General features: G+C 71.3%; 19 protein-coding genes. 4 read left to right on the top strand and 15 right to left on the bottom strand.

Annotated elements, in window-relative coordinates:
- The first annotated feature begins 1 nt into the window (after nucleotide 1).
- Nucleotides 2–478, top strand: coding sequence for an NUDIX hydrolase (locus ACFWBB_RS02035; RefSeq protein ID WP_385265649.1), 477 nt, complete (start codon nucleotides 2–4; stop codon nucleotides 476–478).
- A 191-nt stretch (nucleotides 479–669) separates the two neighbouring features.
- On the opposite strand, the gene ACFWBB_RS02030 is transcribed toward ACFWBB_RS02035, so the two are convergent.
- A complete protein-coding gene (locus tag ACFWBB_RS02030) occupies nucleotides 670–1,161 on the bottom strand; it encodes a hypothetical protein (protein WP_385265647.1) in 492 nt (163 codons plus the stop codon).
- Nucleotides 1,162–1,232: 71 nt separating this feature from the next.
- On the opposite strand from ACFWBB_RS02030, the gene ACFWBB_RS02025 reads away from it, so the two are divergent.
- The gene (locus tag ACFWBB_RS02025; RefSeq protein ID WP_385265644.1) at nucleotides 1,233–1,592 is read left to right on the top strand and encodes a MerR family transcriptional regulator; all 360 of its coding nucleotides are present in this window, start codon (nucleotides 1,233–1,235) and stop codon (nucleotides 1,590–1,592) included.
- Between the two features lie 154 nt (nucleotides 1,593–1,746).
- On the opposite strand, the gene ACFWBB_RS02020 is transcribed toward ACFWBB_RS02025, so the two are convergent.
- Together ACFWBB_RS02020 and pepN are read right to left on the bottom strand one after the other, a co-directional pair.
- Complete coding sequence (locus tag ACFWBB_RS02020; protein ID WP_385265642.1) at nucleotides 1,747–2,814, bottom strand: hypothetical protein; 1,068 nt, start codon at nucleotides 2,812–2,814, stop codon at nucleotides 1,747–1,749.
- A 207-nt stretch (nucleotides 2,815–3,021) separates the two neighbouring features.
- A complete protein-coding gene (pepN, locus tag ACFWBB_RS02015) occupies nucleotides 3,022–5,676 on the bottom strand; it encodes an aminopeptidase N (RefSeq protein WP_385265640.1) in 2,655 nt (884 codons plus the stop codon).
- A gap of 151 nt (nucleotides 5,677–5,827) precedes the next feature.
- Between pepN and ACFWBB_RS02010 the strand changes: the two genes are divergently transcribed.
- Nucleotides 5,828–6,472: a disulfide bond formation protein DsbA gene (locus ACFWBB_RS02010; protein WP_385265637.1), complete on the top strand. Its 645-nt coding sequence runs from the start codon at nucleotides 5,828–5,830 to the stop codon at nucleotides 6,470–6,472.
- Nucleotides 6,473–6,763: 291 nt separating this feature from the next.
- On the opposite strand, the gene ACFWBB_RS02005 is transcribed toward ACFWBB_RS02010, so the two are convergent.
- The 11 genes from ACFWBB_RS02005 to ACFWBB_RS01955 form a co-directional block, all read right to left on the bottom strand.
- On the bottom strand, nucleotides 6,764–7,408 hold the full coding sequence (locus ACFWBB_RS02005) for a response regulator (protein WP_385265635.1): 645 nt from the start codon (nucleotides 7,406–7,408) through the stop codon (nucleotides 6,764–6,766).
- Nucleotides 7,405–8,604, bottom strand: a complete 1,200-nt coding sequence (locus ACFWBB_RS02000; RefSeq protein ID WP_385265632.1) for a sensor histidine kinase — start codon at nucleotides 8,602–8,604, stop codon at nucleotides 7,405–7,407. The genes ACFWBB_RS02005 and ACFWBB_RS02000 overlap by 4 nt, the downstream gene beginning before the upstream one ends.
- 5 nt (nucleotides 8,605–8,609) lie before the next feature.
- Nucleotides 8,610–10,808, bottom strand: a complete 2,199-nt coding sequence (locus ACFWBB_RS01995; RefSeq protein WP_385265628.1) for an MMPL family transporter — start codon at nucleotides 10,806–10,808, stop codon at nucleotides 8,610–8,612.
- A gap of 119 nt (nucleotides 10,809–10,927) precedes the next feature.
- On the bottom strand, nucleotides 10,928–11,170 hold the full coding sequence (locus ACFWBB_RS01990) for a hypothetical protein (protein WP_385265626.1): 243 nt from the start codon (nucleotides 11,168–11,170) through the stop codon (nucleotides 10,928–10,930).
- Between the two features lie 333 nt (nucleotides 11,171–11,503).
- The gene (locus ACFWBB_RS01985) at nucleotides 11,504–12,397 is read right to left on the bottom strand and encodes a TauD/TfdA dioxygenase family protein (RefSeq protein WP_385265623.1); all 894 of its coding nucleotides are present in this window, start codon (nucleotides 12,395–12,397) and stop codon (nucleotides 11,504–11,506) included.
- A 21-nt stretch (nucleotides 12,398–12,418) separates the two neighbouring features.
- Nucleotides 12,419–13,777 (bottom strand): LLM class flavin-dependent oxidoreductase, encoded by a 1,359-nt coding sequence (locus tag ACFWBB_RS01980; RefSeq protein WP_385265621.1) that lies wholly within the window; start codon nucleotides 13,775–13,777, stop codon nucleotides 12,419–12,421.
- Nucleotides 13,774–14,511, bottom strand: coding sequence for an ABC transporter ATP-binding protein (locus ACFWBB_RS01975; RefSeq protein WP_385265618.1), 738 nt, complete (start codon nucleotides 14,509–14,511; stop codon nucleotides 13,774–13,776). The genes ACFWBB_RS01980 and ACFWBB_RS01975 overlap by 4 nt, the downstream gene beginning before the upstream one ends.
- Nucleotides 14,487–15,470: an ABC transporter permease gene (locus tag ACFWBB_RS01970; RefSeq protein WP_385265615.1), complete on the bottom strand. Its 984-nt coding sequence runs from the start codon at nucleotides 15,468–15,470 to the stop codon at nucleotides 14,487–14,489. Before ACFWBB_RS01970 ends, ACFWBB_RS01975 begins: the two co-directional genes overlap by 25 nt.
- A gap of 5 nt (nucleotides 15,471–15,475) precedes the next feature.
- Nucleotides 15,476–16,543 carry an ABC transporter substrate-binding protein gene (locus tag ACFWBB_RS01965; RefSeq protein ID WP_385265613.1) on the bottom strand — a complete coding sequence of 356 codons (1,068 nt, stop codon included), beginning with the start codon at nucleotides 16,541–16,543 and terminating at the stop codon, nucleotides 15,476–15,478.
- A 327-nt stretch (nucleotides 16,544–16,870) separates the two neighbouring features.
- Nucleotides 16,871–18,076, bottom strand: a complete 1,206-nt coding sequence (locus ACFWBB_RS01960; protein WP_385265610.1) for an ROK family protein — start codon at nucleotides 18,074–18,076, stop codon at nucleotides 16,871–16,873.
- Nucleotides 18,077–18,161: 85 nt separating this feature from the next.
- Complete coding sequence (locus ACFWBB_RS01955) at nucleotides 18,162–18,254, bottom strand: putative leader peptide (protein ID WP_359160048.1); 93 nt, start codon at nucleotides 18,252–18,254, stop codon at nucleotides 18,162–18,164.
- A gap of 287 nt (nucleotides 18,255–18,541) precedes the next feature.
- On the opposite strand from ACFWBB_RS01955, the gene ACFWBB_RS01950 reads away from it, so the two are divergent.
- The gene (locus ACFWBB_RS01950) at nucleotides 18,542–19,159 is read left to right on the top strand and encodes a biotin transporter BioY (protein WP_385265608.1); all 618 of its coding nucleotides are present in this window, start codon (nucleotides 18,542–18,544) and stop codon (nucleotides 19,157–19,159) included.
- A gap of 122 nt (nucleotides 19,160–19,281) precedes the next feature.
- Here the strand turns inward: ACFWBB_RS01950 and ACFWBB_RS01945 are convergent, their stop codons facing one another.
- Nucleotides 19,282–20,004: an LPXTG cell wall anchor domain-containing protein gene (locus ACFWBB_RS01945; protein ID WP_385265605.1), complete on the bottom strand. Its 723-nt coding sequence runs from the start codon at nucleotides 20,002–20,004 to the stop codon at nucleotides 19,282–19,284.
- Between the last annotated feature and the right edge of the window lie 34 nt (nucleotides 20,005–20,038).

Here is a 20,038-nt window from a genome sequence, read left to right as displayed (position 1 = left end):
CATGCGCCAGAAGTTGAGGGTGGCGGCCTATGCCGTCTGCGTCCGTGAAGGACAGCTCCTGCTCGCCCGTTCACCGGCCCCCGACGGCACGCGCGAGTGGGTGCTGCCCGGCGGTGGAATGGAGCACGGCGAGGATCCCCTCGACACCGTCGTGCGCGAACTGGACGAGGAGACCGGCTACCGCGTCGAGGTGACCGGCCTCCTCGGCATCGACTCCGCCCACCACACCTCGCGCCGCGAGCGCCTGCGCGGCCCCGTGGACCACCACGGCGTCCGCATCGTCTACGAGGGCCGGGTCGTCGGGGGCGAGCTGCGTAACGAGGTCAACGGCTCCACCGATCTGGCCGCCTGGCACGACCTGGACGCGGTGTCCGCCCTCACCAGGGTCCGGCTGGTCGACGTCGCGCTGAAGCTGTGGCGCGAACGGCCGGTGGACGGACGGGTGTTCGTGCCACCACCGGCGGCCCCGAAGATGTGAGCCGCACCCTGCGGGATGATTCGCCCCACGTCCCCGACCGCAGTGGCCTGGACGGAGGCTGCGGCGACTCGTTCCGCGTCCACCCCAACCCTCGCCGCGAGCCGCGAGCCGCGAACGCTTCGGCCGGACGCGGATGATCGCCTCCTACGTGGCCCTGACCGACCGGGGGTACGCGGGAGCCGACGTGACGGTCACCTCGTCGGGAGGCGACTGAGGAACGCGGCGGGGGCGGGGCGTCCTCCCCGCCGCAGCCACGGCGCCAGCTGTGCCACGCCGAACGCCGCCTCGGCCGCCAGGAACAGCCACAGCACCCCCGGGGCGCCGTGGGTCGCCGCGTACGTCAGCCAGGCCGAGAACAGGACGCGCGCGGCGCCGTCGTAGAGGCCGTGCACCGGCAGCGTCCCGACCAGGCGCAGCAGCGCCCAGACGACCACCACCGATCCCATCAGGTTCGCGAACAGGGTCTGCACCGGGTCGAGTCCGGGGAAGGAGCCCAGCCCCCACGCCCGGCTCCATGACGACAGCGCGTCATGGACCAGCGCGAAGGTCCACGGCGTCGCGAAACCGGCCGTGACGACGAGGTCGTACCAGGCGCTCGCGCGGACGACACGGAGGTAGGACGGGCGGGCGGGATCGAGGACAGGCAGGGGAGGGTGAGGGGGAGTGGACGCGGAAGTGGTCATGAGGCCGACGCTAAACACTGGACTACGCTCCAAGGTCAAGCGCCGGACCGCTACCTGACGGAGCCTCACGCATGCGCATCGGAGAACTGGCCGCCCGTACCGGCACCACCCGGGACACCATCCGTTTCTACGAGCGGGTCGGCCTCGTCGAGGGCCGCCGACTGCCCAACGGGTACCGCGACTTCGCGCCGGAGACGGTGGAGTGGCTGGCCTACGTCCGCACCGCGCAGACGCTGGGATTCACCCTCGCGGAGATCGCCCGGCACGGCGGGGAACTGCGCGAGGCCCCCGACTCCGCGGCCGCCCTCTCCGCCCTCTTCGAGCAGAAGATCCGGATCGTCGACGCCCGGATGGCCGAACTCGCCGCCCTGCGTGCCGAACTCACCGACCGCGTCGGCACCGGCTGCCCCCTTCGTACGGTGACGGCGTGACGGCGTGACGGCATGAGAGCGTGACGGCATGAGAGCGTGACGGTTGACGGCATGACGGCATCCCGCCGTGACGGCACGAGGAGGGGCCGTCGGGTCACACCCGACGGCCCCTCCTCTCCTCGGCTTCCTCTCCTGGTCCCGCCCCGGTCCGTCACTACCGGGGCAGCACCACGACATACGCGGCCGGGGCCCGGTCGCCCGAGGCCATCAGTGCCGTGCGGACCACCGCCGCCTGCTGTTCCATCGTGTCCCTCAGCTTCTTCGGCGTGATGTGCACGACCGTGATGCCGAGCCGCTCCAGATGCTCCCGCTTACGGGCGTACTCCGACCAGAGCGCGTCCTCGTCCTGCCTCGGCGCCCGGGTGTCCAGTTCGACCGCCACCGCCTGCTCCGGCCAGTACGCGTCAAGACCGCCCAGGTGGGGGCCGCCCGGCAGGCGCAGGTCCGCGTTCCACACCGGGTCGGGGAGGCCGTACTCGCAGACCATCGTGTACAGGCGCTCCTCCGCGATCGCGCGGCCCTCCGCGAGCAGCGAGTCCACCGCGTCCACCACGTGCGGGCGGCTCAGCAGCTTGGCGTTGTTCAACTCCCGTACCACCGCCGTCGGTTCGCAGTACCTCCCGCGTACCGCCTCCGACAGCAGCCGCCGTACCACCCCCGCGTCCGTCAGCTGTGCCACCGCGTCGGCCAGTGCGCGCGGCACCGGCGCCACCGGGACTCCGGTCGCCTGCTCGGGGGCCGGCAGGGTGGCCGCACGGACGACGTGGGCGCAGCCGGTCGAGCGCAGCCTGCGCAGGCGCGGGACCAGGACGTCGATGTGCTCCATGGACATGAGCGGGGGAGCGGACGAGAGCCCGTGCAGGTTCAGGGCCGCCAGCCCGGTGATCATCGCCTCCTTGTACACCGGCCGGTGCGGGTCCCCCGAGCCCGGCTGGACCGGTACCGCGGGCGGCGGCGTCGCCGTGTCGCGGCCCGCGTACATGAGCACCGCGTGCAGCCGCTCCTCGCTGGTCGGTGGGCCCGGGTGGAGCAGATACACGCCGGGGAGAAGCTGCTGCCAGGGGCCGCCGGGACGGCACCGCTCGTTCGCCTCGGCCGAGGCGACGCCCTGTGCGCGGAGTCGGCCCGCCGTCGTGACGCGGCGCTGTACCTCCGACAGGTGGCGGACGGGGCGGGGGGGCGCCGAGGGGACCTGGGGGAGCGGGGTGTTGTGGTGGTTCATGCAACCTGGATTCCGCGTCCGGTCGGCCTCTTAACCGCTGTTACACGCCCGTCGACAAACCGGGACAACCTCGCCCTAAAGGACGGGTGTTCGGATGCCGATGGCGCACCGAAAACCCCTGGTCCCGAATGGGGGCGCCAGGGGTTACGGGTCGGATTGCCTGAATTCCGTAACGGTGACGGTCGGCGGAATTCATGGCCAAAGATCTCAGTCGGTACCGGCCTCCGAGCCAACTGCCTCCGAGTCGCTCGTCCACGGGCCGACTGCCTCCGCGCCCCGCGCCTCCGCGTCGCTCGCTTCCAGGCCGCTCGCCTGTGCCCGCAGGGACCGTGCCAGGTCGTCGCGCGCCTCGAGCACCAGCCGTCGCAGCGCCGGGGCCGCCGACTCGTGCGCCGTCAGCCACGCGTCCGTCGCCTCCAGCGTCGCCGGGGAGTCCTGGAGCGACGGGAACAGGCCCTTGACGACGGTCATCGCGATCTGGATCGACCGCTCGGCCCAGATCCGCTCGATCGACGCGAAGTACTTCTCCGCGTACGGCGCGAGCAGCTCCCGCTGCGAGGGCTGGTCGAGTCCCGCGATCGTCGCCTCCACCAGCGCGTTGGAGAGCGAGTCCGACTCCGTCAGCTGCGCCCACGCCTGCGCCTTGACCGCCGCCGACGGACGGGCCGCGAGACAGCGGACCTGGTGCCGCTTGCCGGACGCCGTGTCGTCCCGGGCCAGTTCGGCCGCCAGCGCCTTCTCGTCGGCGAGCCCGTGCACGACCAGCGGCTCCAGGAACACCCAGCGCAGCTCCTGGTCCACCACCAGACCGTCGATCTCCGCGGTGCCGTCCAGCAAGCCCTTGAGCAGCTCGAAGTCGGACCCGGAGGACGCCACCGTCGCGAAGAAGCGCGCCCAGGCCAGCTGGTGCTCGCTGCCCGGCTCGGCCGCCCGCAGATCCCGCAGCGCGACGCCGGCCACCAGCTCCTCGCCCGTCCGGCGCCACGACCGCGGCGCGTAGTGGACCAGCGCCGAGTCCACCCACGCGTGCAGCATCTGAAGGACGCCGATGTCGGACTCGCGGTGCGCGAAGCGCGTCACCAGGTCCACGAAGCCGGACGCGGGCAGCAGCGCGTCCCGGGTCAGGTTCCACAGCGCCGACCAGCACAGGGCACGGGCCAGCGGGTCGGTCATCGAGCCCAGGTGCTCGCGCAGCGTGGCCAGCGAGGTCTCGTCGAAGCGGATCTTGCAGTACGTCAGGTCGTCGTCGTTGACCAGCACCAGTTCCGGGGCCTCGGCGCCGGCCAGCTCCGTGACGACCGTACGCGGACCGTCGACGTCCGTCTCGGCGCGCGCGTACCGCACGAGAGCGCCGTCCTCGCGGCGGTACAGGCCGATCGCGACCCGGTGCGGCCGCAGTTCCGGGTACGCCTCGGCGGCCTCCTGGAGCACGGCCAGCTCGTCGATCCGGCCCTGCGGGTCCAACAGCACCTGCGGGGTCAGCGAGTTCACGCCCGCCGTCTGGAGCCAGGACCGCGCCCAGCCACCCATGTCCCGGCCGCTGGTCTCCGCGAGCACCGACAACAGGTCGCCGAGGCGCGTGTTGCCGTACGCGTGCCGCTTGAAGTAGCGCCGCGCGCCCTCGAGGAACGCGTCCTGGCCGACGTACGCCACCAGCTGCTTCAGGACGGAGGCGCCCTTGGCGTAGGTGATGCCGTCGAAGTTCAGTTTCGCGTCCTGGAGGTCGCGGATGTCGGCGGTGATCGGGTGGGTGGAGGGCAGCTGGTCCGCGCGGTAGGCCCACGCCTTGCGGCGGTTGGCGAAGGTGATCCAGGCGTCGGTGAAGCGGGTCGCGCCGACGTTCGCGAACGTGCCCATGAAGTCGGCGAAGGACTCCTTCAGCCACAGGTCGTCCCACCACTCCATGGTGACCAGGTCGCCGAACCACATGTGCGCCATCTCGTGCAGGATGACGTTCGCCCGCGCCTCGTACGACGCCTGCGTCACCTTGCCCCGGAAGATGTACTCCTCGCGGAAGGTCACCAGACCCGGGTTCTCCATCGCGCCGAGGTTGTACTCGGGCACGAACGCCTGGTCGTACTTGCCGAACGGGTACGGGTAGTCGAAGTGGTCGTGGAAGAAGTCCAGGCCCTGCTTGGTGACGAGGAAGACGTCCGCGGAGTCGAAGTGGGGCGCCAGACCCCTGCGGCACATCGCGCCGAGCGGGATCTCCAGGGTCGTGCCGTCACCCAGGTCGCGCGTGTACGTGTCCGTCACGTAGTGGTACGGGCCGGCCACCACACAGGTGATGTACGTCGAGATCGGCTTCGTCTCCGCGAAGCGCCACACCCCGTCGGCACGCTCGCCGAGGCCGTTGCTCCACACCACCCACTCCTCGGGCGCCCGCACCTCGAAGCGGAACGGCGCCTTGAGGTCGGGCTGCTCGAAGCCCGCGAACACCCGGCGCGCGTCGGCCGGCTCGTACTGCGTGTACAGGTAGACCTCGCCGTCCTCCGGGTCGACGAAGCGGTGCAGGCCCTCACCGGTGCGGGAGTAGGCGCACTGGGCGTCGACGACCAGCTCGTTCTCCGCGGCCAGCTCCTCCAGCAGGATCCGGGCGCCGTCGAAGACCTCCCCGGGGTCGAGGTCGCGGCCGTTGAGGGTGACGGACGTCACGCCCGGCGCGATCAGGTCCGCGAAAGTGGACGCGCCGGGCTCGTTGCAGCGGAAGCGGATCGTGGTGACCGACCGGAAGGTGCGGGGCTCGTCGCCGGGCCGGTCGCCCACCGCCGACCTGATGTCGAGGGACACGTCGTACCCGTCGACGGACAGCAGGGCGGCCCGCTCCCGGGCCTCGTCACGGGACAGGTTCTCACCGGGCACGGCGGTACTCCCTCGGAGCGTTGGACATGGGGCTTTCGGACAGCAGCGATCCTGTCACGTGCTCCTGACGCGGGGCAGCAGGGAATGTGCGGCACGGGCGGCGGTGTTCAGGGGAGAAAGGCTCATCTCTGAAGATCTCTTGAGGAGACACATGTCCGAGAAGACCCCCGTCGACTTCTGGTTCGACCCGCTGTGCCCGTGGGCCTGGATGACCTCCCGGTGGGTGCTGGAAGTGGAGAAGGTCCGTGACATCGAGGTCCGCTGGCATCTGATGAGCCTCGCCGTCCTCAACGAGGACAAGCTCGACGAGCTGCCCGCGGAGTACCGCGAGCTGCTCGAGGTCAAGGCCTGGCAGCCGGTGCGGGTGGTCGCCGCCGCCTGGCAGCTGCACGGCGCCGACATCCTCGGCCCCTTCTACACGGCGCTCGGCACCCGCATCCACAACAACGGCGAGGGTCCGACCGTGGAAGCCATCGCGGGCGCGCTCGCCGACGTCGGTCTGCCCGCGTCCCTGATCGAGTACGCCGAGCAGTCGGACTTCGAGTTCGACGCCCAGCTGCGCGCCTCCCACAAGGAGGGCATCGAGAAGGTCGGCCAGGACGTCGGCACTCCCGTCATCGCCGTCCCCGGCCCCGACGGCGAGCAGATCGCCTTCTTCGGCCCCGTGGTCACCCCCGCCCCGAAGGGCGAGGAGGCCGCCCGCCTCTGGGACGGCACCCTCGCGGTCGCCTCGGTCCCCGGCTTCTACGAGATCAAGCGCAGCCGCAGCAAGGGCCCCGACTTCAGCAACCTGTGACGGCGGTGGTGCCCCGCGAGCCACCCTCGCGGGGCACCATGGACCCCATGACGGAGATCGACACCTCGGTACCGCACTCGGCCCGTATCTGTATGGTGCGCCCGGACGCGGCGACGCCTCCGCTCCCGGTCGGCCGGCACGGCGGCCCGGGCCGCAAGCCGTAGGACAGGCATCCGTGATGCGCGCGTCACGGATGCCCACGACGCGCGCACGGCCACGGTGGCCCGGGATGCCGGGATGCGGGCCTTCGGCCGGCGCCCCGCCCCGGGCTTCACGGCCCTGCGGCAGGCGTCACGGCCGGCGCAGCAGCCCCCGCTCCATGGCCACCACCACCGCCCGGGTCCGGTCGTTCACGTCGAGCTTGGCGAACAGGCGCAGCAGATGGGTCTTCACGGTGGCCTCCGAGATCACCAGACGCCGGCCGATCTCGGCGTTGGTCAGCCCGTCGGCGACCGCGCCGAGGACGTCCGTCTCCCGGGCGGTCAGCGCCTCCTGGGCCGGCCGCCTCAGCCGGGCGACCAGCTTCTCCGCCACCCGGGGCGCGAGCACCGTCTCCCCGCGCGCCGCCGCGCGGATCGCGTCGACGAGCTGCTCACGCGTGGTGTCCTTCAGCAGATAGCCGATGGCACCGGCCTCCACCCCGCGCTCGATGTCCGCGTCCGTGTCGTACGTCGTCAGGATCAGCACCCGGGTGCGCGGATGACGGGCGACGATCTCGGTCGTCGTCGTGACCCCGTCGAGCACGGGCATCCGCAGATCGACCAGAGCCACGTCGGGGTCGTGCCGTTCGACGAGGTCGAGCGCGGCGCGGCCGTCGCCCGCCGCACCGACGATCTCGATACCGTCCTCCCCGGCCAGCAGGGCCACCACCCCGGCCCGCATCACGGTGTGGTCGTCGACCACCACGACCCGCAGTGTCGACGTCCGCTCGCTCATGCCGTTCCCTCCGTGCCCCCGGCCAGCGGGATCGACGCCAGGATCCGCGTCCCGTCCCCGACCGAACTGGTCACCGTCAGCCGTCCGCCCAGTTCCGCCACCCGCTTGCGCATCCCGTCCAGCCCGAAGCCACTCGACTCCTCCACCGTGAACCCGGCGCCGTCGTCGGTGATCTCCAGCTCCACCCCGTACGGGCGCCGGGCCAGCACCACGCCGACCGTGGAGGCCCGGGCGTGCTTGCGCACGTTGGCCAGGGACTCCTGGGTGCAGCGCAGCAGCGTGATCCGGGTCCGCTGGTCGCAGTCGAGGTCCGCCAGGCCGGCCTCCACGGTCAGCCCGGTGTCCTCGACGAAACGGTCCAGGACCCGCCGCAGGGTCAGCACCACGGAACCGGCCACCACCGCGCCCGGCTGCCCGCCCGAACCCACCAGCTCCCTTGCCTCCGCGAGGTTCTCGCGGGCCGTCGACTCGATCGACCGCACCTGCTGGGCGCTGCGCGCCGGATCGGCCGCCAGGCCTGCCCGGGCCGCCTCCGCCAGCACCACGATCGACGCGAAGCCCTGCGCGAGGGTGTCGTGGATCTCGCGCGCCAGCCGCTCCCGCTCGTCCGCCGCGCCCTGCCGCTGGTGCGCCTCCGAGAGCCGCGCCTGGGTTCGCTCCAACTCCTCGATGAGCAGCGCCCGTTCGGCGCTCTGCGCGACCACCGAGTGCGCCCACAGTCCGATCAGCACCCCCACCGCGACGACGATGAGGGTGGACACGGCCGTCTCGCCGAGGAACTCCGCCGACCAGCCCTGCAGGAGCCAGCTGCCCAGCAGGGTAGAGGCGGTGGCGAGGCCGAGGAACCCCATGGACGTCCTCGGGGTCCGCCCGAACATCCAGTAGTGCGGCAGCGTCACCATGAACAGCGCCGCGTAGCTGGTGCGCAGATACGCCAGCCCGCCGAGCGCGAGCACCAGCACCGAGAGATAGCCGTGCGGCCGTACGACGGGGTTGTCCGGGAAGCGGTCGAGGAGCGCGTAGCAGAGCACCACGCTGCCCAGCAGCCCGAGCGCCTCGTACATGGCCCCGCCGGGCCGGCCCAGCGTCGCGATCCCGACGGCCATCGCGGCGAACAGCACCCAGCACACCGCGTTCCAGCGGCGCAGGGAGGTGGTCCAGAAGACGTCGGCGGAGGTCCCGGCGAGAGCGGTCATACCGATCAACGTACGTCGACCACCGGCCGCTCGGGGGGCACTTGGGCCCGCGCGCCCGCCGTTCCCCGGTCGGGGCGCGACGGCCACCAGCTCCGCTCGCCGAGCAGCAGCATCACCGCCGGCAGGATCAGGATGCGCACGACGAAGGCGTCCAGCAGGACGGCCGCCGCGAGCACGAACCCGATCTGCTTCATCTCGATGATATGGAGGAAGACGAAGCTCACGAAGACCGTCGTCATCACGACGGCCGCGCTGGTCACCACGCTCGCCGACCGGCGGACCCCGTCGAGCACCGCCTGCCGGGTCGCGGCCCCCGCGAGCACGGCCTCCCTGATCCGGCTGACGACGAACACCTGGTAGTCCATGGAGAGCCCGAAGAGGATCACGAACAGGAACAGCGGGACGCGCGACCCGATCGAGCCGGTGGAGTGGAAGTCCAGCAGCCCTTCGGCCCAGGTGTGCTGGAAGACGAGGACCAGCAGCCCGAGCGCGGCCGCCGCCGACAGCAGATTCAGTACGACTCCGATCAGGGCGAGGGCGACGGAGCGGAACGCGTACAGCGTCATCAGAAAGGTCACCAGCAGCAACGCCCCCAGAACGAGCGGCAGTTTGCCGTTCTGGTGGGCCGGATAGTCGGTGTACCGGGCCACGTCACCGCTCACGCCGTACTCGGCGCCGCTGATCCGGCCGACCGTGGCGGGCAGGTAGTCGTCGCGCAGGTGGCCGAGGGAGGCATGGGCCTGGTCGGAGTCGCCCAGGTACGGCACGTGCAGTTCGAGGGTGCTGATCCGGTGGTCGGCGGAGGTGCGGAGCCGGTGCGTGCCGGTGAACAGGGGGTCGGTGTCGGTCAGCCCGGCCAGCTCGTCCAGCGCGTCGGTGACCTCGTCGGCCCGGGTGGCGTCGGCGCGCACGACCACCTGGTGGGTGACCCGCTGCTGCGGGAAGGCCTCGTTCAGCCGGTCGTAGACCCGCATCGCGGGGATCTCGCGGGAGTGGGTGTCCCGGCTCATCTCCGTGATGTGCAGTCCGGCCAGCGGGACGACGAGTGCGAGCAGGGCGAGGACGGAGACACCGAGGGTGGCGAGGGGGTGCCGGGCGGCGGGACGCAGCAGCGCGGTCCAGACCCGTCCGCCGCTCTCGCCGCGGGGACGGCGGACGGGCTTCCCCCGCGCCGCCCGGCGCGCGGCCCCGCGCTCCGCGCGCCTGCCCAGCACCGTCAGCAGCGCGGGGAGCGCCGTCAGGGAGCTGGCCATCGCGACCAGGACGACCACGACGGTGCCGGTGGCGAGCGAGGAGAAGATGACGTCCGAGGCCAGGTACAGCGTGGCCGTGGAGGCGACGACCGCGAACCCGGAGACCACCACCGCCCGGCCCGAGGTGGCCGCCGCCAGCTCCACCAGCGCCTCGGAGCTCAACCGTCCCCCGCCGCGGGCCCGTTCCTCCCGCTCCCGCTTCAGATGGAACAGCGTGTAGTCGACGCCGACGGCGAGGCCGATCATCAGGATGACGTTGGTGCCGACCCCGGTGTCCGGGGAGACGTGCGAGGCCACCATCGACAGGCCGACGGCCGCCGCGATCGACGACAGCGCGAGCAGCAGCGGCACGGCGGCCATGGTGAGCGAGCCGAACACGACGAGCAGGGTCAGCAGGGTGACCGGCAGGGTGATCTTCTCGGAGAGGGCGAGGTCGTCACCGCGCTGTTCGTCGACCCCCTTGCTGATGGAGGGACTGCCGGTCTCCTGGAGCAGGAGTTCCGGGTGGGCCCGCTGGACGGCCGAGGTCTGCGCGGTGAGGGCGTCGACCTTGTCCTTGGCGTCTCGCTCCTCGCCCCTGAGGGCCACCTCGACCATGAGGATCCGGCCGTCGGCGGAGCGGACCGGCGCGGCCACCTCCGCGACCTCGGGCAGCCGCCTCATCCGGGCGGTGAGATCCCGCACGGCGGCGTCGGCCGCTTCGGCGCCGGGGGCGCCCGACCGCGCGGAGATCAGCACCTGCTCGGCGGATCTGCGTTCCAGGTGACCGCCGGCCGCCATGGCCTCGGCCCGACCTGCCTCACCGACCCGGTAGTCGGCCGTCCTCGCGCTGTTCATCCCGACGGCACCGCCGGCCGCCAGGCACAGCTCCACGAACACCAGCCAGCCGACGATCGCCCGCCAGGGGTGCCGCGCGCTGGAACGCGCCATGCGCACAGTGAGTGAGTTCATGTCCAAGAGCCTTGCTGGGCAGGACAGTTGGCGGACAGAGGTGCCCGGTTGAACTTGCCGTCCACCGATCGGTCGACCCGGGAAGGGGGGCTACCCCCCGCCCCCGACCTGGGCGCTGCCTAGGCGGCCGACCCCGGAGGCGTCCGGAACTCCTCCGGCAGATCGAAGCCGGACTTCCAGTTGAAGTAGGACTGCACCCGCACGCAGCCTTCGCGGGTGCAGCGCCGGTACTTGTGGAGATCCGCCCGGTGGATCCGCACCTGCGCCTGCCTCAGGGCGAAGGCCCTCTCGTCGCCGAGCAGCTGCCGGAAGTGCTGGTCGGTGTCCCCGCAGCTGGGGCAACGCCTCTTCGGAAGACCCATGCGGGCCACTGTCGCCCGGAACGGCCGCCCTTGGGAAGCCCCCACGCCCGCCCCCGCACACGGGAGCGGCCCCGCGAGTCATGTCCTCGCGGGGCCGCTCCTTCGTTCCGCCCGCCGCCGTGAAGGGTGAGAAGACGATCACGAGGCAGGACGTTTCGCGGCCGGCTCAGGGCGCGGGCGCGGGTCCCCCTTGCACCTCTTTATTGCATAACACTTGCAGGTGCCAGCTTGCAACAACAAGCCGCTTCCGGGCAACAGGAAGGCCCCCACATGTCTCCACGTGGGGGCCGTCCGAGTGCGGGCGAGGGCCAGGCCGCTCAGGCCGCGGCCCTGCTAGGCAGCTACGGAGGTGTAGTGCGCCGCGTCGCCCTCGATCGAGTAGCTCTCCTTGCCCTCGATGCCGACCGGGATGTCGCCCGCGACCGTCACCCGGTGCAGGCGGCGGGGCTTGCCGTCGTAGTTGTCGACCGCGTAGTGCTGCGTGATGCGGTTGTCGAACAGGACCAGCTGGTTCTCCGACCAGCGGTGGCGCAGGATGTTCTCCGGCCGGGTGACGTACGACTGGAGCAGGTCGAGGATCTTGCGGGACTCGGCCACCGACAGGCCCACGATGCGCTGCGCGAACCCGCCGATGAACAGGCCCCGCTCGCCGGTCAGCGGGTGGACGCGGACCACCGGGTGGACCGTGCGGTACTTGATCGAGGTGAACTGGGCGCGGGCGGCGGCCTGCTCCTCGTCGACCGCCTCCTGCGGCACCGCGTAGTCGTAGTCGTTGGTGTGCTCGGCCCACAGGGTGTCGGCGAGCCGCCTGAGCGGCTCGGGCAGCTGGCGGTAGGCCGCCGCCGAGCTGGTGATCAGGGTCTCGCCGCCGTACGGCGGGAGGACCAGGCTGCGCAGGGTGCTGGCCTGCGGCGGGTTGAGGACGAAGGTGACGTCCGTGTGCCAGTGGTTCGCGGCGCGGCCGCGCTCGCTGTCGACCGGCAGCACGTTCGGGGCGCCGTCGACGGCCGGCACGGTCGGGTGCGCGGTGGTGAGGTCGCCGAAGTGGCGGACGAAGGCCTGCTGGCCCTCGTCGTCCAGGTCCACGTCGTCGAAGACCAGGGCCTTGTGGACGTTGAGCGCCTCACGCAGGGCTGTGTAGGTCTCCTCGTCGAGGGGCTTGGCGATGTCGACGCCGGACACCCGGGCGCCGATGTTCGCGGTGACCTTGCGGATCTCGATGCTCATGGCAGAGGCCTTTCGGACGGGTCAGACGAGGGCGGGTGCGGGAGCGTTCACGTACTGGTTGGCGGGGCGCGGAAGGCCGTACCTCTCGCGCAGCGTGGTGCGCGGGCCGTACTCGGTGCGCAGCAGACCGCGGGCGCGCAGGATCGGGACGACGTGGTCGACGAAGGCGTCCAGGCCGGAGGGCAGGACCGCGGGCATGATGTTGAACCCGTCGGCGGCGCCCTGGGTGAACCAGGTCTCGATCGCGTCGGCGACCTGCTCGGGCGTGCCCGCGAAGGTGAGGTGCCCGCGCCCGCCGCCCAGCCGCCCGATCAGCTGCCGCACGGTGAGGCGCTCGCGCCGGGCCAGCTCCACCACCAGGGTGTAGCGGCTCTTGGCGCCCTCGATCGCGCTCTCCGGCGGCAGATCGGCGGGCAGCTCCGAGTCCAGCTCCAGCGTGCCCGGCTCCAGTTGGAGCAGCTGCTCCAGCCGCTGGACCCCGTGCGTGTGCACGATGTGGTTCTCCAGGACCTGCTCGTATCCGCGGGCCTCGGCCTCCGTCGAGCCGATCACCGGGACGATCCCGGGCAGCACCTTGATGTGCTCGGGATCCCGGCCGGCCTGCCGGGTGCGTGACTTCAGGTCGGCGTAGAACGCCTGCGCGTCGGCGAGCGTCTGCTGCGCGGTGAACACCGCCTCCGCGTACCGGGCCGCGAACGTCTTGCCGTCCTCGCTCGATCCCGCCTGCACCAGCAGCGGGTAACCCTGCGGCGACCGCGGGACGTTGAGGGCGCCCTCGACGCTGAAGTACGTCCCCTGGTGCCGGGGTGGGTGGACCTTCGCGTCGTCGCCCCAGACGCCGGCCGCCTTGTCGGCGACGATCGCGTCGTCCTCCCAGCTGTCCCAGAGCTTCAGTGCCACGTCGAGGAACTCGCCGGCGCGGGCGTACCGCTCGGCGTGCGCGGGCTCGGCGTCCAGACCGAAGTTGCGGGCTGCCTCGGCGCCGGCGGTGGTGACGATGTTCCAGCCCGCCCGGCCGCCGCTGATGATGTCCAGGGAGGCGAACTTGCGGGCCAGGTTGTAGGGCGAGTTGTAGGAGGTGGAGGCGGTGGCGATGAGGCCGATGTGCCGGGTGGCCGTGGCCAGCGCGGTGAGCAGGGTGAGCGGCTCCAGGGCGCCGGCCGGCCGCTGGGCGATGTTGCCCCAGAGCTGCGGCCCGTCGGCGAGGAAGAGGGAGTCGAAGGTGCCGCGTTCGGCGATCCGCGCCAGGTGGACGTAGTGGTCCAGCTCCACATGGGCGTACGGGTCGCTCTCCGGGAGCCGCCAGGACGCCTCGTGGTGGCCGGTGTTCATCAGGAACGCGTTGAGGTGGAGCTGGCGTCCGTTGTCAGCCGTGGTCACTTGTGGTCCTCCGTGACGCCCAGGGCGGCGAGCAGCCGTTCGCGGTACTCGCCGAGCAGCGGGTCCCGGTACGAGCGCGGGTGCGGGCGGTCGATGGTCAGGTCGAGGCCGATACGGCCGTGGTCGAGGACGAGGACCCGGTCGGCGAGCACGATCGCCTCGTCCACGTCATGGGTGACGAGCAGTACGGAAGGCCGGTGGCGCTCCCACAACTCGCGCAGCAGGCTGTGCATCTTGATGCGGGTGAGTGCGTCCAGGGCGCCGAACGGCTCGTCCGCGAGCAGGAGTTCGGGTTCGCGGACCAGTGAGCGGGCGAGCGCCGCACGCTGCGCCTCACCGCCGGACAGCTCGTTGGGCCAGGCCCGTTCGCGGCCCTTCAGCCCCACTTCGGCGAGGGCTTCGCGGCCCTTCTGGTCCGCCTCCTTGCCGTCCAGGCCCAGCAGTACGTTGTCCAGCACCCGCCGCCAGGGCAGCAGCCGGGAGTCCTGGAAGACCACCGACACCCGCTCCGGGGCCGTGAGCTGCCCGCTTCCGGCGACCTCGTGGTCGAGGTGGGCGACCGCCCGCAGCAGGGTGCTCTTGCCGGACCCGCTGTGCCCGAGGAGCGCCACGAACTGTCCGGCGGGAATGTCCAGGTCGATGCCGTCGAGTACCGTGCGATCCTCGAAAGACCTCGTCAGGCCGCGCAGTTGGACGGCGGCGGAGCGGGTCAGCTGCTCAGTGTGCGGCGCCACGACAGCACCCTCCGTTCGATGAGACGGACCGCGCTGTCGGAGATGAGACCGAAGACGCCGTAGATGAGGAGGCCGACCAGGATGACGTCCGACTGGCCGTAGTTCTGGGCCTGGAACATCAGGTAGCCGAGGCCGCTGGTGGCGTTGATCTGCTCCAGGACCACCAGTCCCAGCCAGGAGCCGGTCACCCCGAGCCGGAGTCCCACGAAGAATCCGGGCAGCGCGCCGGGTATCACGATCTGCCGGATGAACTGGACCTTCGACAGGCCCTGCACCTCGGCGAGTTCGACGAACCGGTTGTCGATGCCGGACAGCGCGGCATGCGTGTTGAGGTAGATCGGGATGTAGACGACGATGGCGATGATCGCGATCTTGAAGGTCTCGCCGATGCCCAGCCAGAGGATGAACAGCGGGATCAGACCCAGGGTCGGGATCGCCCGGTTGAGCTGCACACTCCCGTCGATCAGCGCCTCCCCGGTCCGGGTCAGCCCCGACGCCAGCGCCAGCACCACCCCGGCGGTCAGGCCGATCGCGAAGCCGTACGCGGCGCGCTCCAGCGAGGTGAGGACGTCAGTGGCCAGCGTCCCGTCGGTCCACAGGTGGACGCCGGTCCTCAGCACCGTCCAGGGCGCCGGGATCGCCCCGGTGTCCAGCTGCCCGGCGGCCGAGGCGGCGGCCCACAGGGCGATGAGCAGCAGGGGCCCGACGAGCCGGGAGGCCGGCCACGGTTTGCCGGGAGCGAGTCCGCGGCGCCGGCGGCGACGGACCCGGCCCCCGCCCTCGGCGGCCACGGCGTCGGCGACGGCGGGCGCCGTGGCCGCGGTCGCGCTGGTGCTCCCGCTCTCGCTGGTGCTCGTGCTCGTGTCCGTGCTGGTGTCCGTGCCCTTGCGCTCGCCCGTGCTGGTGTCCGTCCTCGTGCGCTCGCTCGTGCTGGTGTCCGTGCTTGCACTGGTGGTCATGGCGGTCAACTCCGGTACTCGGCTGCAACGGACTTGGCGGCGATGCCCTCGAAGCGGTGGTCGAAGAGCGAGGCGACGTCGAACTTCTTCACGAAGCCGCCCTCCGCGAGGAGATCCGCGGTCTCCTGTTCCCACTTGATGGCCTCGTCCCAACTCGGCGGGAACAGCGGCTTGTTGGCGAGTGCGGTGATCGACTTGGCCTGGTCGAGAGTCAGGTTCTGCGTCTTGACGAAGAACTCCTCGTTCCAGGCGTCCGGGTTCTCGTAGCTCCACACCAGGCCCTGCGCCCACTGCGGGATGTACGCGGCGACGGCGGCCGCCTTCGCCTTGTCGTTCAGCACGGACGCCGGCGCCCACAGCAGACTGAGCAGGTCGACGACGTCGGTGGCGATGACGCGGGCGCCCTTGGACTCGTACTGCTTGAGGTAGGCGGGCGACTGGGTGTTGCCGAGCGGGGCGATGTCCACCTGGCCCGACTGCAGGGCGGTGAGGAACTGGTTGCTGGTCAGCGGGACCAGTTTCACGTCGTCGTACTTCAGCCCGGCCTCCTTCAGCGCCCGCAGCAGGACGACGCCCTGCGCCTGTCCCTGGGAGAAGGCCAGCTTCTTTCCCCGGAAGTCGTCGACGGTTTGGATGTCGCTGCCCGGCTTGGTGGCGAAGACGTAGTTCGGCTTACGCGTGATGTTGATCGCGACGATCTTCGCGTCGAAGCCCTGGTAATGCGCCTGGATCGGCGGAATACCCGCGTTGTTGGCGACGTCCAGGGACTTGGCGCGAAACGCGTTGATGACGTCGGGACCGGCCCCGATGTTCAGCCAACCACCCACCTTGAAGGGCAGTTCGGGCAGCTTCGCCAGCTTGAACTGGAGCTGCTGCACGCCCTGGTAGGAGGCGATCTTCAGGCTGGTGCCGGCGGGCACCTTGTCGGCGAGCGGGGCCGTGGAGGCGCCCTTCCCGCCGGTGGCGGCGCTGCTCTCGGCGCAACCGCTGAGCCCGGCGACACCGGCGGCGGCGCCCAGCAGAGAGGTGAGGAAGAGACGCCGGTCGACACCGGACGTACGGGAAACAGGCACGGGAGAACCCCCAGGGGAACACGGAGAAAGGGCAGAGGGACACGGCAGACGGAGGCGACGCAGACAGACGAGGACGGCGTCGGCGGGATGCTGTGCTGCGGCAGGGTTCGTCACAGGGAATTCACACAGGGAATTCGTGCGGGGAACCACAGAAGCCGTGGGTATCCGCAGGGAATCCGTGAGGAATTCCTACGGAGAAAGGCAGGAGAAGGGCGCGCTCCCGGCGCGCCGGGGCGTCAGCAACAGAAGGTGCGACAGCTCATGAGATAGATGTTCCTGTCCACGTGCGGGGCCTGTCAACATTCGGAGTTTCTGAATTAACTCGGCTCAGGTGGGACGCCCGGGAGGCGAGGCCAGCGGATCCCGGTAGAGCACGTCGAGCGCCACCGCCCCGCCCGCCATGGCCAGCACGGAGTCGGGGAAGCTGCTCGGCGAGACGGCGGCGGAACGCTCCGCCCCGACCTCGTCCCGCAGCGCGGCGAGACAGTCCTCCCGGTACAGCACACCCACCTCGGTGACGACGACCCGCTCCGGATTGAGCACGTCGAGCAGCAGCCCGGCCGCCCGGCCCACCATCCGCGCCCGCTCCCGCAACAGCCGTGCGGCCACCGGGTCACCGGCCTCCGCGGCGGCGATCACATGCATCGGGTTCACCCCGTCGATCACCCCGGCCTGCCGAGCCCGCCGGCACAACGTCCGCTCACTGAGCTCCACTTGGAGGCAGCCGACCCGGCCGCAGTCGCAGGGCTCCGTGCCGCCGGCCAACGGCAGATGCGCGATGGCGCCCGCCTGCGAACGCGGCCCGTGGTGCACCTCGTCGTGGGTGGCGAACGCCGCGTCGACCATGTTCCCGACGAACAGGTGCAGCACGCTGAGGCTGCCGCGCGCCCGTCCGAACAACCGCTCCGCGTTGACCAGCGCACGCGCGTGCCCGTCCACCTGGACCGGCAGCCCGGTGCGCGCGCCGACCGTCTCCCGTACCGGCACGTCCCGCCAGCCCAGCAGCGGATGCTCGACGACGGTCCCCGAATCCCGGTCCACCCAGCCGCCCACGGCGACCCCCACCCCGAGGGCCCGGCAGCCGACGGCCTCCGCCAGCAGCGCGCCGAGCCCGTCGGCCGCCCGCGACAGCACCTCGGCCGGTTCGACGCTGCGATGCTTCAACTCCCGCCGCGCCACCACCCGGCCGCGCAGATCGAGCAGGGAGACGGTCGTGTACGGCACCGCCACATGAACCCCGCCCACCACGAACCGCGAGTCGTCCAGGTCCACGGGCACGTGCGGGCGGCCGACCCCGTTGCTGCGCCGGGGCACGGCCGCCTCCCGGATCAGCCCGAGCCCGGTGAGCCGGGCGCAGTGGTCGGTGACGGAGGCGGGGGACAGCCCGGTCAGCCGGGCGATGGTGGAGCGCGCGACCGGCCCGTGTTCCAGCACGGAGCGCAGGATCACACTGGCGCTGGTGCGCCGCCGGTCGCTGTCGGCGACCCGGGTGACGGGAGAGGTCAGGGCGGGAGGAGCCGCGGTACGGGGCATGGGGAACTTCCTCGGAAGTCGGGAGCCGGTCCGACACTGCGCCGTCTGTGGAGCGTGACGCGCCGGATGATCGGCTCCGCCCGCCTCACACCGGAGGGCGACAGGCGGCCGCGCTCACGCGTCGCAGGTCGACATGGCGACGCGACGAGAAGTTAAGGGCCTGGGCCTGGGCAACCATGGCTCGAAGCTAGCAAAGGGGACCAGCCCTGCCCAGATGGCGACCGACGGGCGAGACGGCCGCTGTTCGATTGGTGGAACCCTACAGAGGCCGCCGAAGGCGCCCGCGTTTCCCGGGCCACTCCACCTCAGTGACCGGGGTCACCTCGTACCGCGTGTAACCCGCACCGTTTGTCAGGAGTCCACCAACCTCCTGTCCGGCCGTTTGTCGACCGCGGACGGTGATCACCACGATTCCCCTGGGATAGCGTCGCCGTGTCCCGTCCGTTCCCGTCCCGCGGAGTCCCCATGAGCACCGCCGCCGTCGCCCCCGCTCGCCCCGCGAAGGTTCTCGCCGACCTTCTCCCCTCCCCTGCGCTCCGCGCGGGCGCCTCCACCCGTGTCCGGGACATCGCGCTCGTGCTCGGCGGTGCCGCGCTCACCGGCCTCGCGGCCCAGATCGCGGTCCCGGTCCCCGGCAGCCCCGTCCCGGTGACCGGCCAGACCTTCGCCGCGCTGCTCGTCGGCACCACCCTCGGCGTCCGGCGCGGGGCCTCCGCGCTCGCCGTCTACGCGCTGGCCGGTCTCGCCGGGGTGCCGTGGTTCGCGGGTGGCAGCTCCGGCGTCTCCGTCTCGTTCGGATACGTCCTCGGCATGATCCTGGCGACGGCCGCCGTGGGCGCCCTGGCCCGCCGGGGCGCCGACCGCTCCGTGCCGCGCATGGCGGTCACGATGCTGCTGGGCGAGGCGATCATCTACCTCGTCGGCGTCCCGTACCTGGCCTACGCCGCCGACATGTCCGCCTCCGCCGCGATCGCCGCCGGCTTCACGCCGTTCCTGATCGGCGACGCCGTCAAGGCGGTTCTGGCGATGGGGCTGCTGCCCACGGCCTGGAAGCTCGTCAAGGGTGACGGAGCAACGGAGTAACGGACCAACGAAGAAACGAAGCACCGGAGTTACTGCCCCAAGGGGCTTACGAAGCGGTTCGCCGGGTCGTCGTCGCACTGCGCGACCCGACCCGGCGAACCGCTTTCCGCGTTGCGGCCGGCTCAGCTCGTCCGCTGCTCCGGCCGCCGCCGGGACCACCACAGTCCGGCAGCGCCCACCGCGAGCAGCGAGGCCCCGGCCGCGCCGAGCGGCAGCACGTCCCGTCCGACGCCGGTCCTGGGCAGTTCGTCGCCACCGGGCCCCACGGGCGTGTTGTCGGTGCCGAGGAGCAGCGGGGTGGCGGGCGCGTTCGGCGACGGGTTCGTCGTACCGAACGGCACGGGGCCCTGCTGCCAGAACGTCTTCTTCCCGTCGCTCGTCTGGACGGGCAGACAGATCTTCCCGGTTTTGCCCAGATCGAAGGTCGCGTCGACGGAGTAGGACTTCGACGCCCCGGCCGGGAGATCGCCGACGGTGCAGGAGAAACCGCTGTTGGATCCTGCCGGGAGATCCTTCTTGGCGATGGCGTCACACCCCTGAACGCTTTTGACCGTGAGCCCGTCGAAACCCACGACGAGAAGCCTTATCCGTCCGCTCTCCTTGGTCCCCTCGTTCTTCACCGTGGCGGTGATCGCGGTTTTCCCGGAACTGTTGTCGACCGAGATCCGCTCCGGCAGTGTCGTCGTCGTCTTCACGCCCGCGGGTGCTTCGTCGACGGGCTTTCCCCCCTTGCTGCTCGCGGGCCCCTGCTCGTCCGCCCCGGCGGGGCAGGAAAGGATCAACACCGCCGAGAAAGATGCTGCGACCAGCGATCCGGCAACGGTCGTCGCACGACGAGAACTCATGTTCGCCCCCCCTTGGCTGCGCCTGAATTCGCAG

Source organism: Streptomyces sp. NPDC060000 (assembly GCF_042737375.1).
In the GTDB taxonomy this organism is placed as follows: Bacteria; Actinomycetota; Actinomycetes; order Streptomycetales; family Streptomycetaceae; genus Streptomyces.
This window is presented reverse-complemented; position numbering and strand designations above follow the sequence as displayed.

Excerpts from the sequence above, each read along its gene's own strand:
- ACFWBB_RS02035 (WP_385265649.1), top strand. The coding sequence starts at position 2 with ATGCGCCAGAAGTTGAGGGTGGCGGCCTATGCCGTCTGCGTCCGTGAA.
- ACFWBB_RS02005 (WP_385265635.1), bottom strand. The coding sequence starts at position 7,408 with ATGAGCGAGCGGACGTCGACACTGCGGGTCGTGGTGGTCGACGACCAC.
- ACFWBB_RS02000 (WP_385265632.1), bottom strand. The coding sequence starts at position 8,604 with ATGACCGCTCTCGCCGGGACCTCCGCCGACGTCTTCTGGACCACCTCC.
- ACFWBB_RS02030 (WP_385265647.1), bottom strand. The coding sequence starts at position 1,161 with ATGACCACTTCCGCGTCCACTCCCCCTCACCCTCCCCTGCCTGTCCTC.
- ACFWBB_RS01955 (WP_359160048.1), bottom strand. The coding sequence starts at position 18,254 with ATGGTTGCCCAGGCCCAGGCCCTTAACTTCTCGTCGCGTCGCCATGTC.
- ACFWBB_RS02025 (WP_385265644.1), top strand. The coding sequence starts at position 1,233 with ATGCGCATCGGAGAACTGGCCGCCCGTACCGGCACCACCCGGGACACC.
- ACFWBB_RS01970 (WP_385265615.1), bottom strand. The coding sequence starts at position 15,470 with ATGACCACCAGTGCAAGCACGGACACCAGCACGAGCGAGCGCACGAGG.
- ACFWBB_RS02020 (WP_385265642.1), bottom strand. The coding sequence starts at position 2,814 with ATGAACCACCACAACACCCCGCTCCCCCAGGTCCCCTCGGCGCCCCCC.
- ACFWBB_RS01960 (WP_385265610.1), bottom strand. The coding sequence starts at position 18,076 with ATGCCCCGTACCGCGGCTCCTCCCGCCCTGACCTCTCCCGTCACCCGG.
- ACFWBB_RS02010 (WP_385265637.1), top strand. The coding sequence starts at position 5,828 with ATGTCCGAGAAGACCCCCGTCGACTTCTGGTTCGACCCGCTGTGCCCG.
- ACFWBB_RS01945 (WP_385265605.1), bottom strand. The coding sequence starts at position 20,004 with ATGAGTTCTCGTCGTGCGACGACCGTTGCCGGATCGCTGGTCGCAGCA.
- ACFWBB_RS01995 (WP_385265628.1), bottom strand. The coding sequence starts at position 10,808 with ATGAACTCACTCACTGTGCGCATGGCGCGTTCCAGCGCGCGGCACCCC.
- ACFWBB_RS01990 (WP_385265626.1), bottom strand. The coding sequence starts at position 11,170 with ATGGGTCTTCCGAAGAGGCGTTGCCCCAGCTGCGGGGACACCGACCAG.
- ACFWBB_RS01950 (WP_385265608.1), top strand. The coding sequence starts at position 18,542 with ATGAGCACCGCCGCCGTCGCCCCCGCTCGCCCCGCGAAGGTTCTCGCC.
- ACFWBB_RS01985 (WP_385265623.1), bottom strand. The coding sequence starts at position 12,397 with ATGAGCATCGAGATCCGCAAGGTCACCGCGAACATCGGCGCCCGGGTG.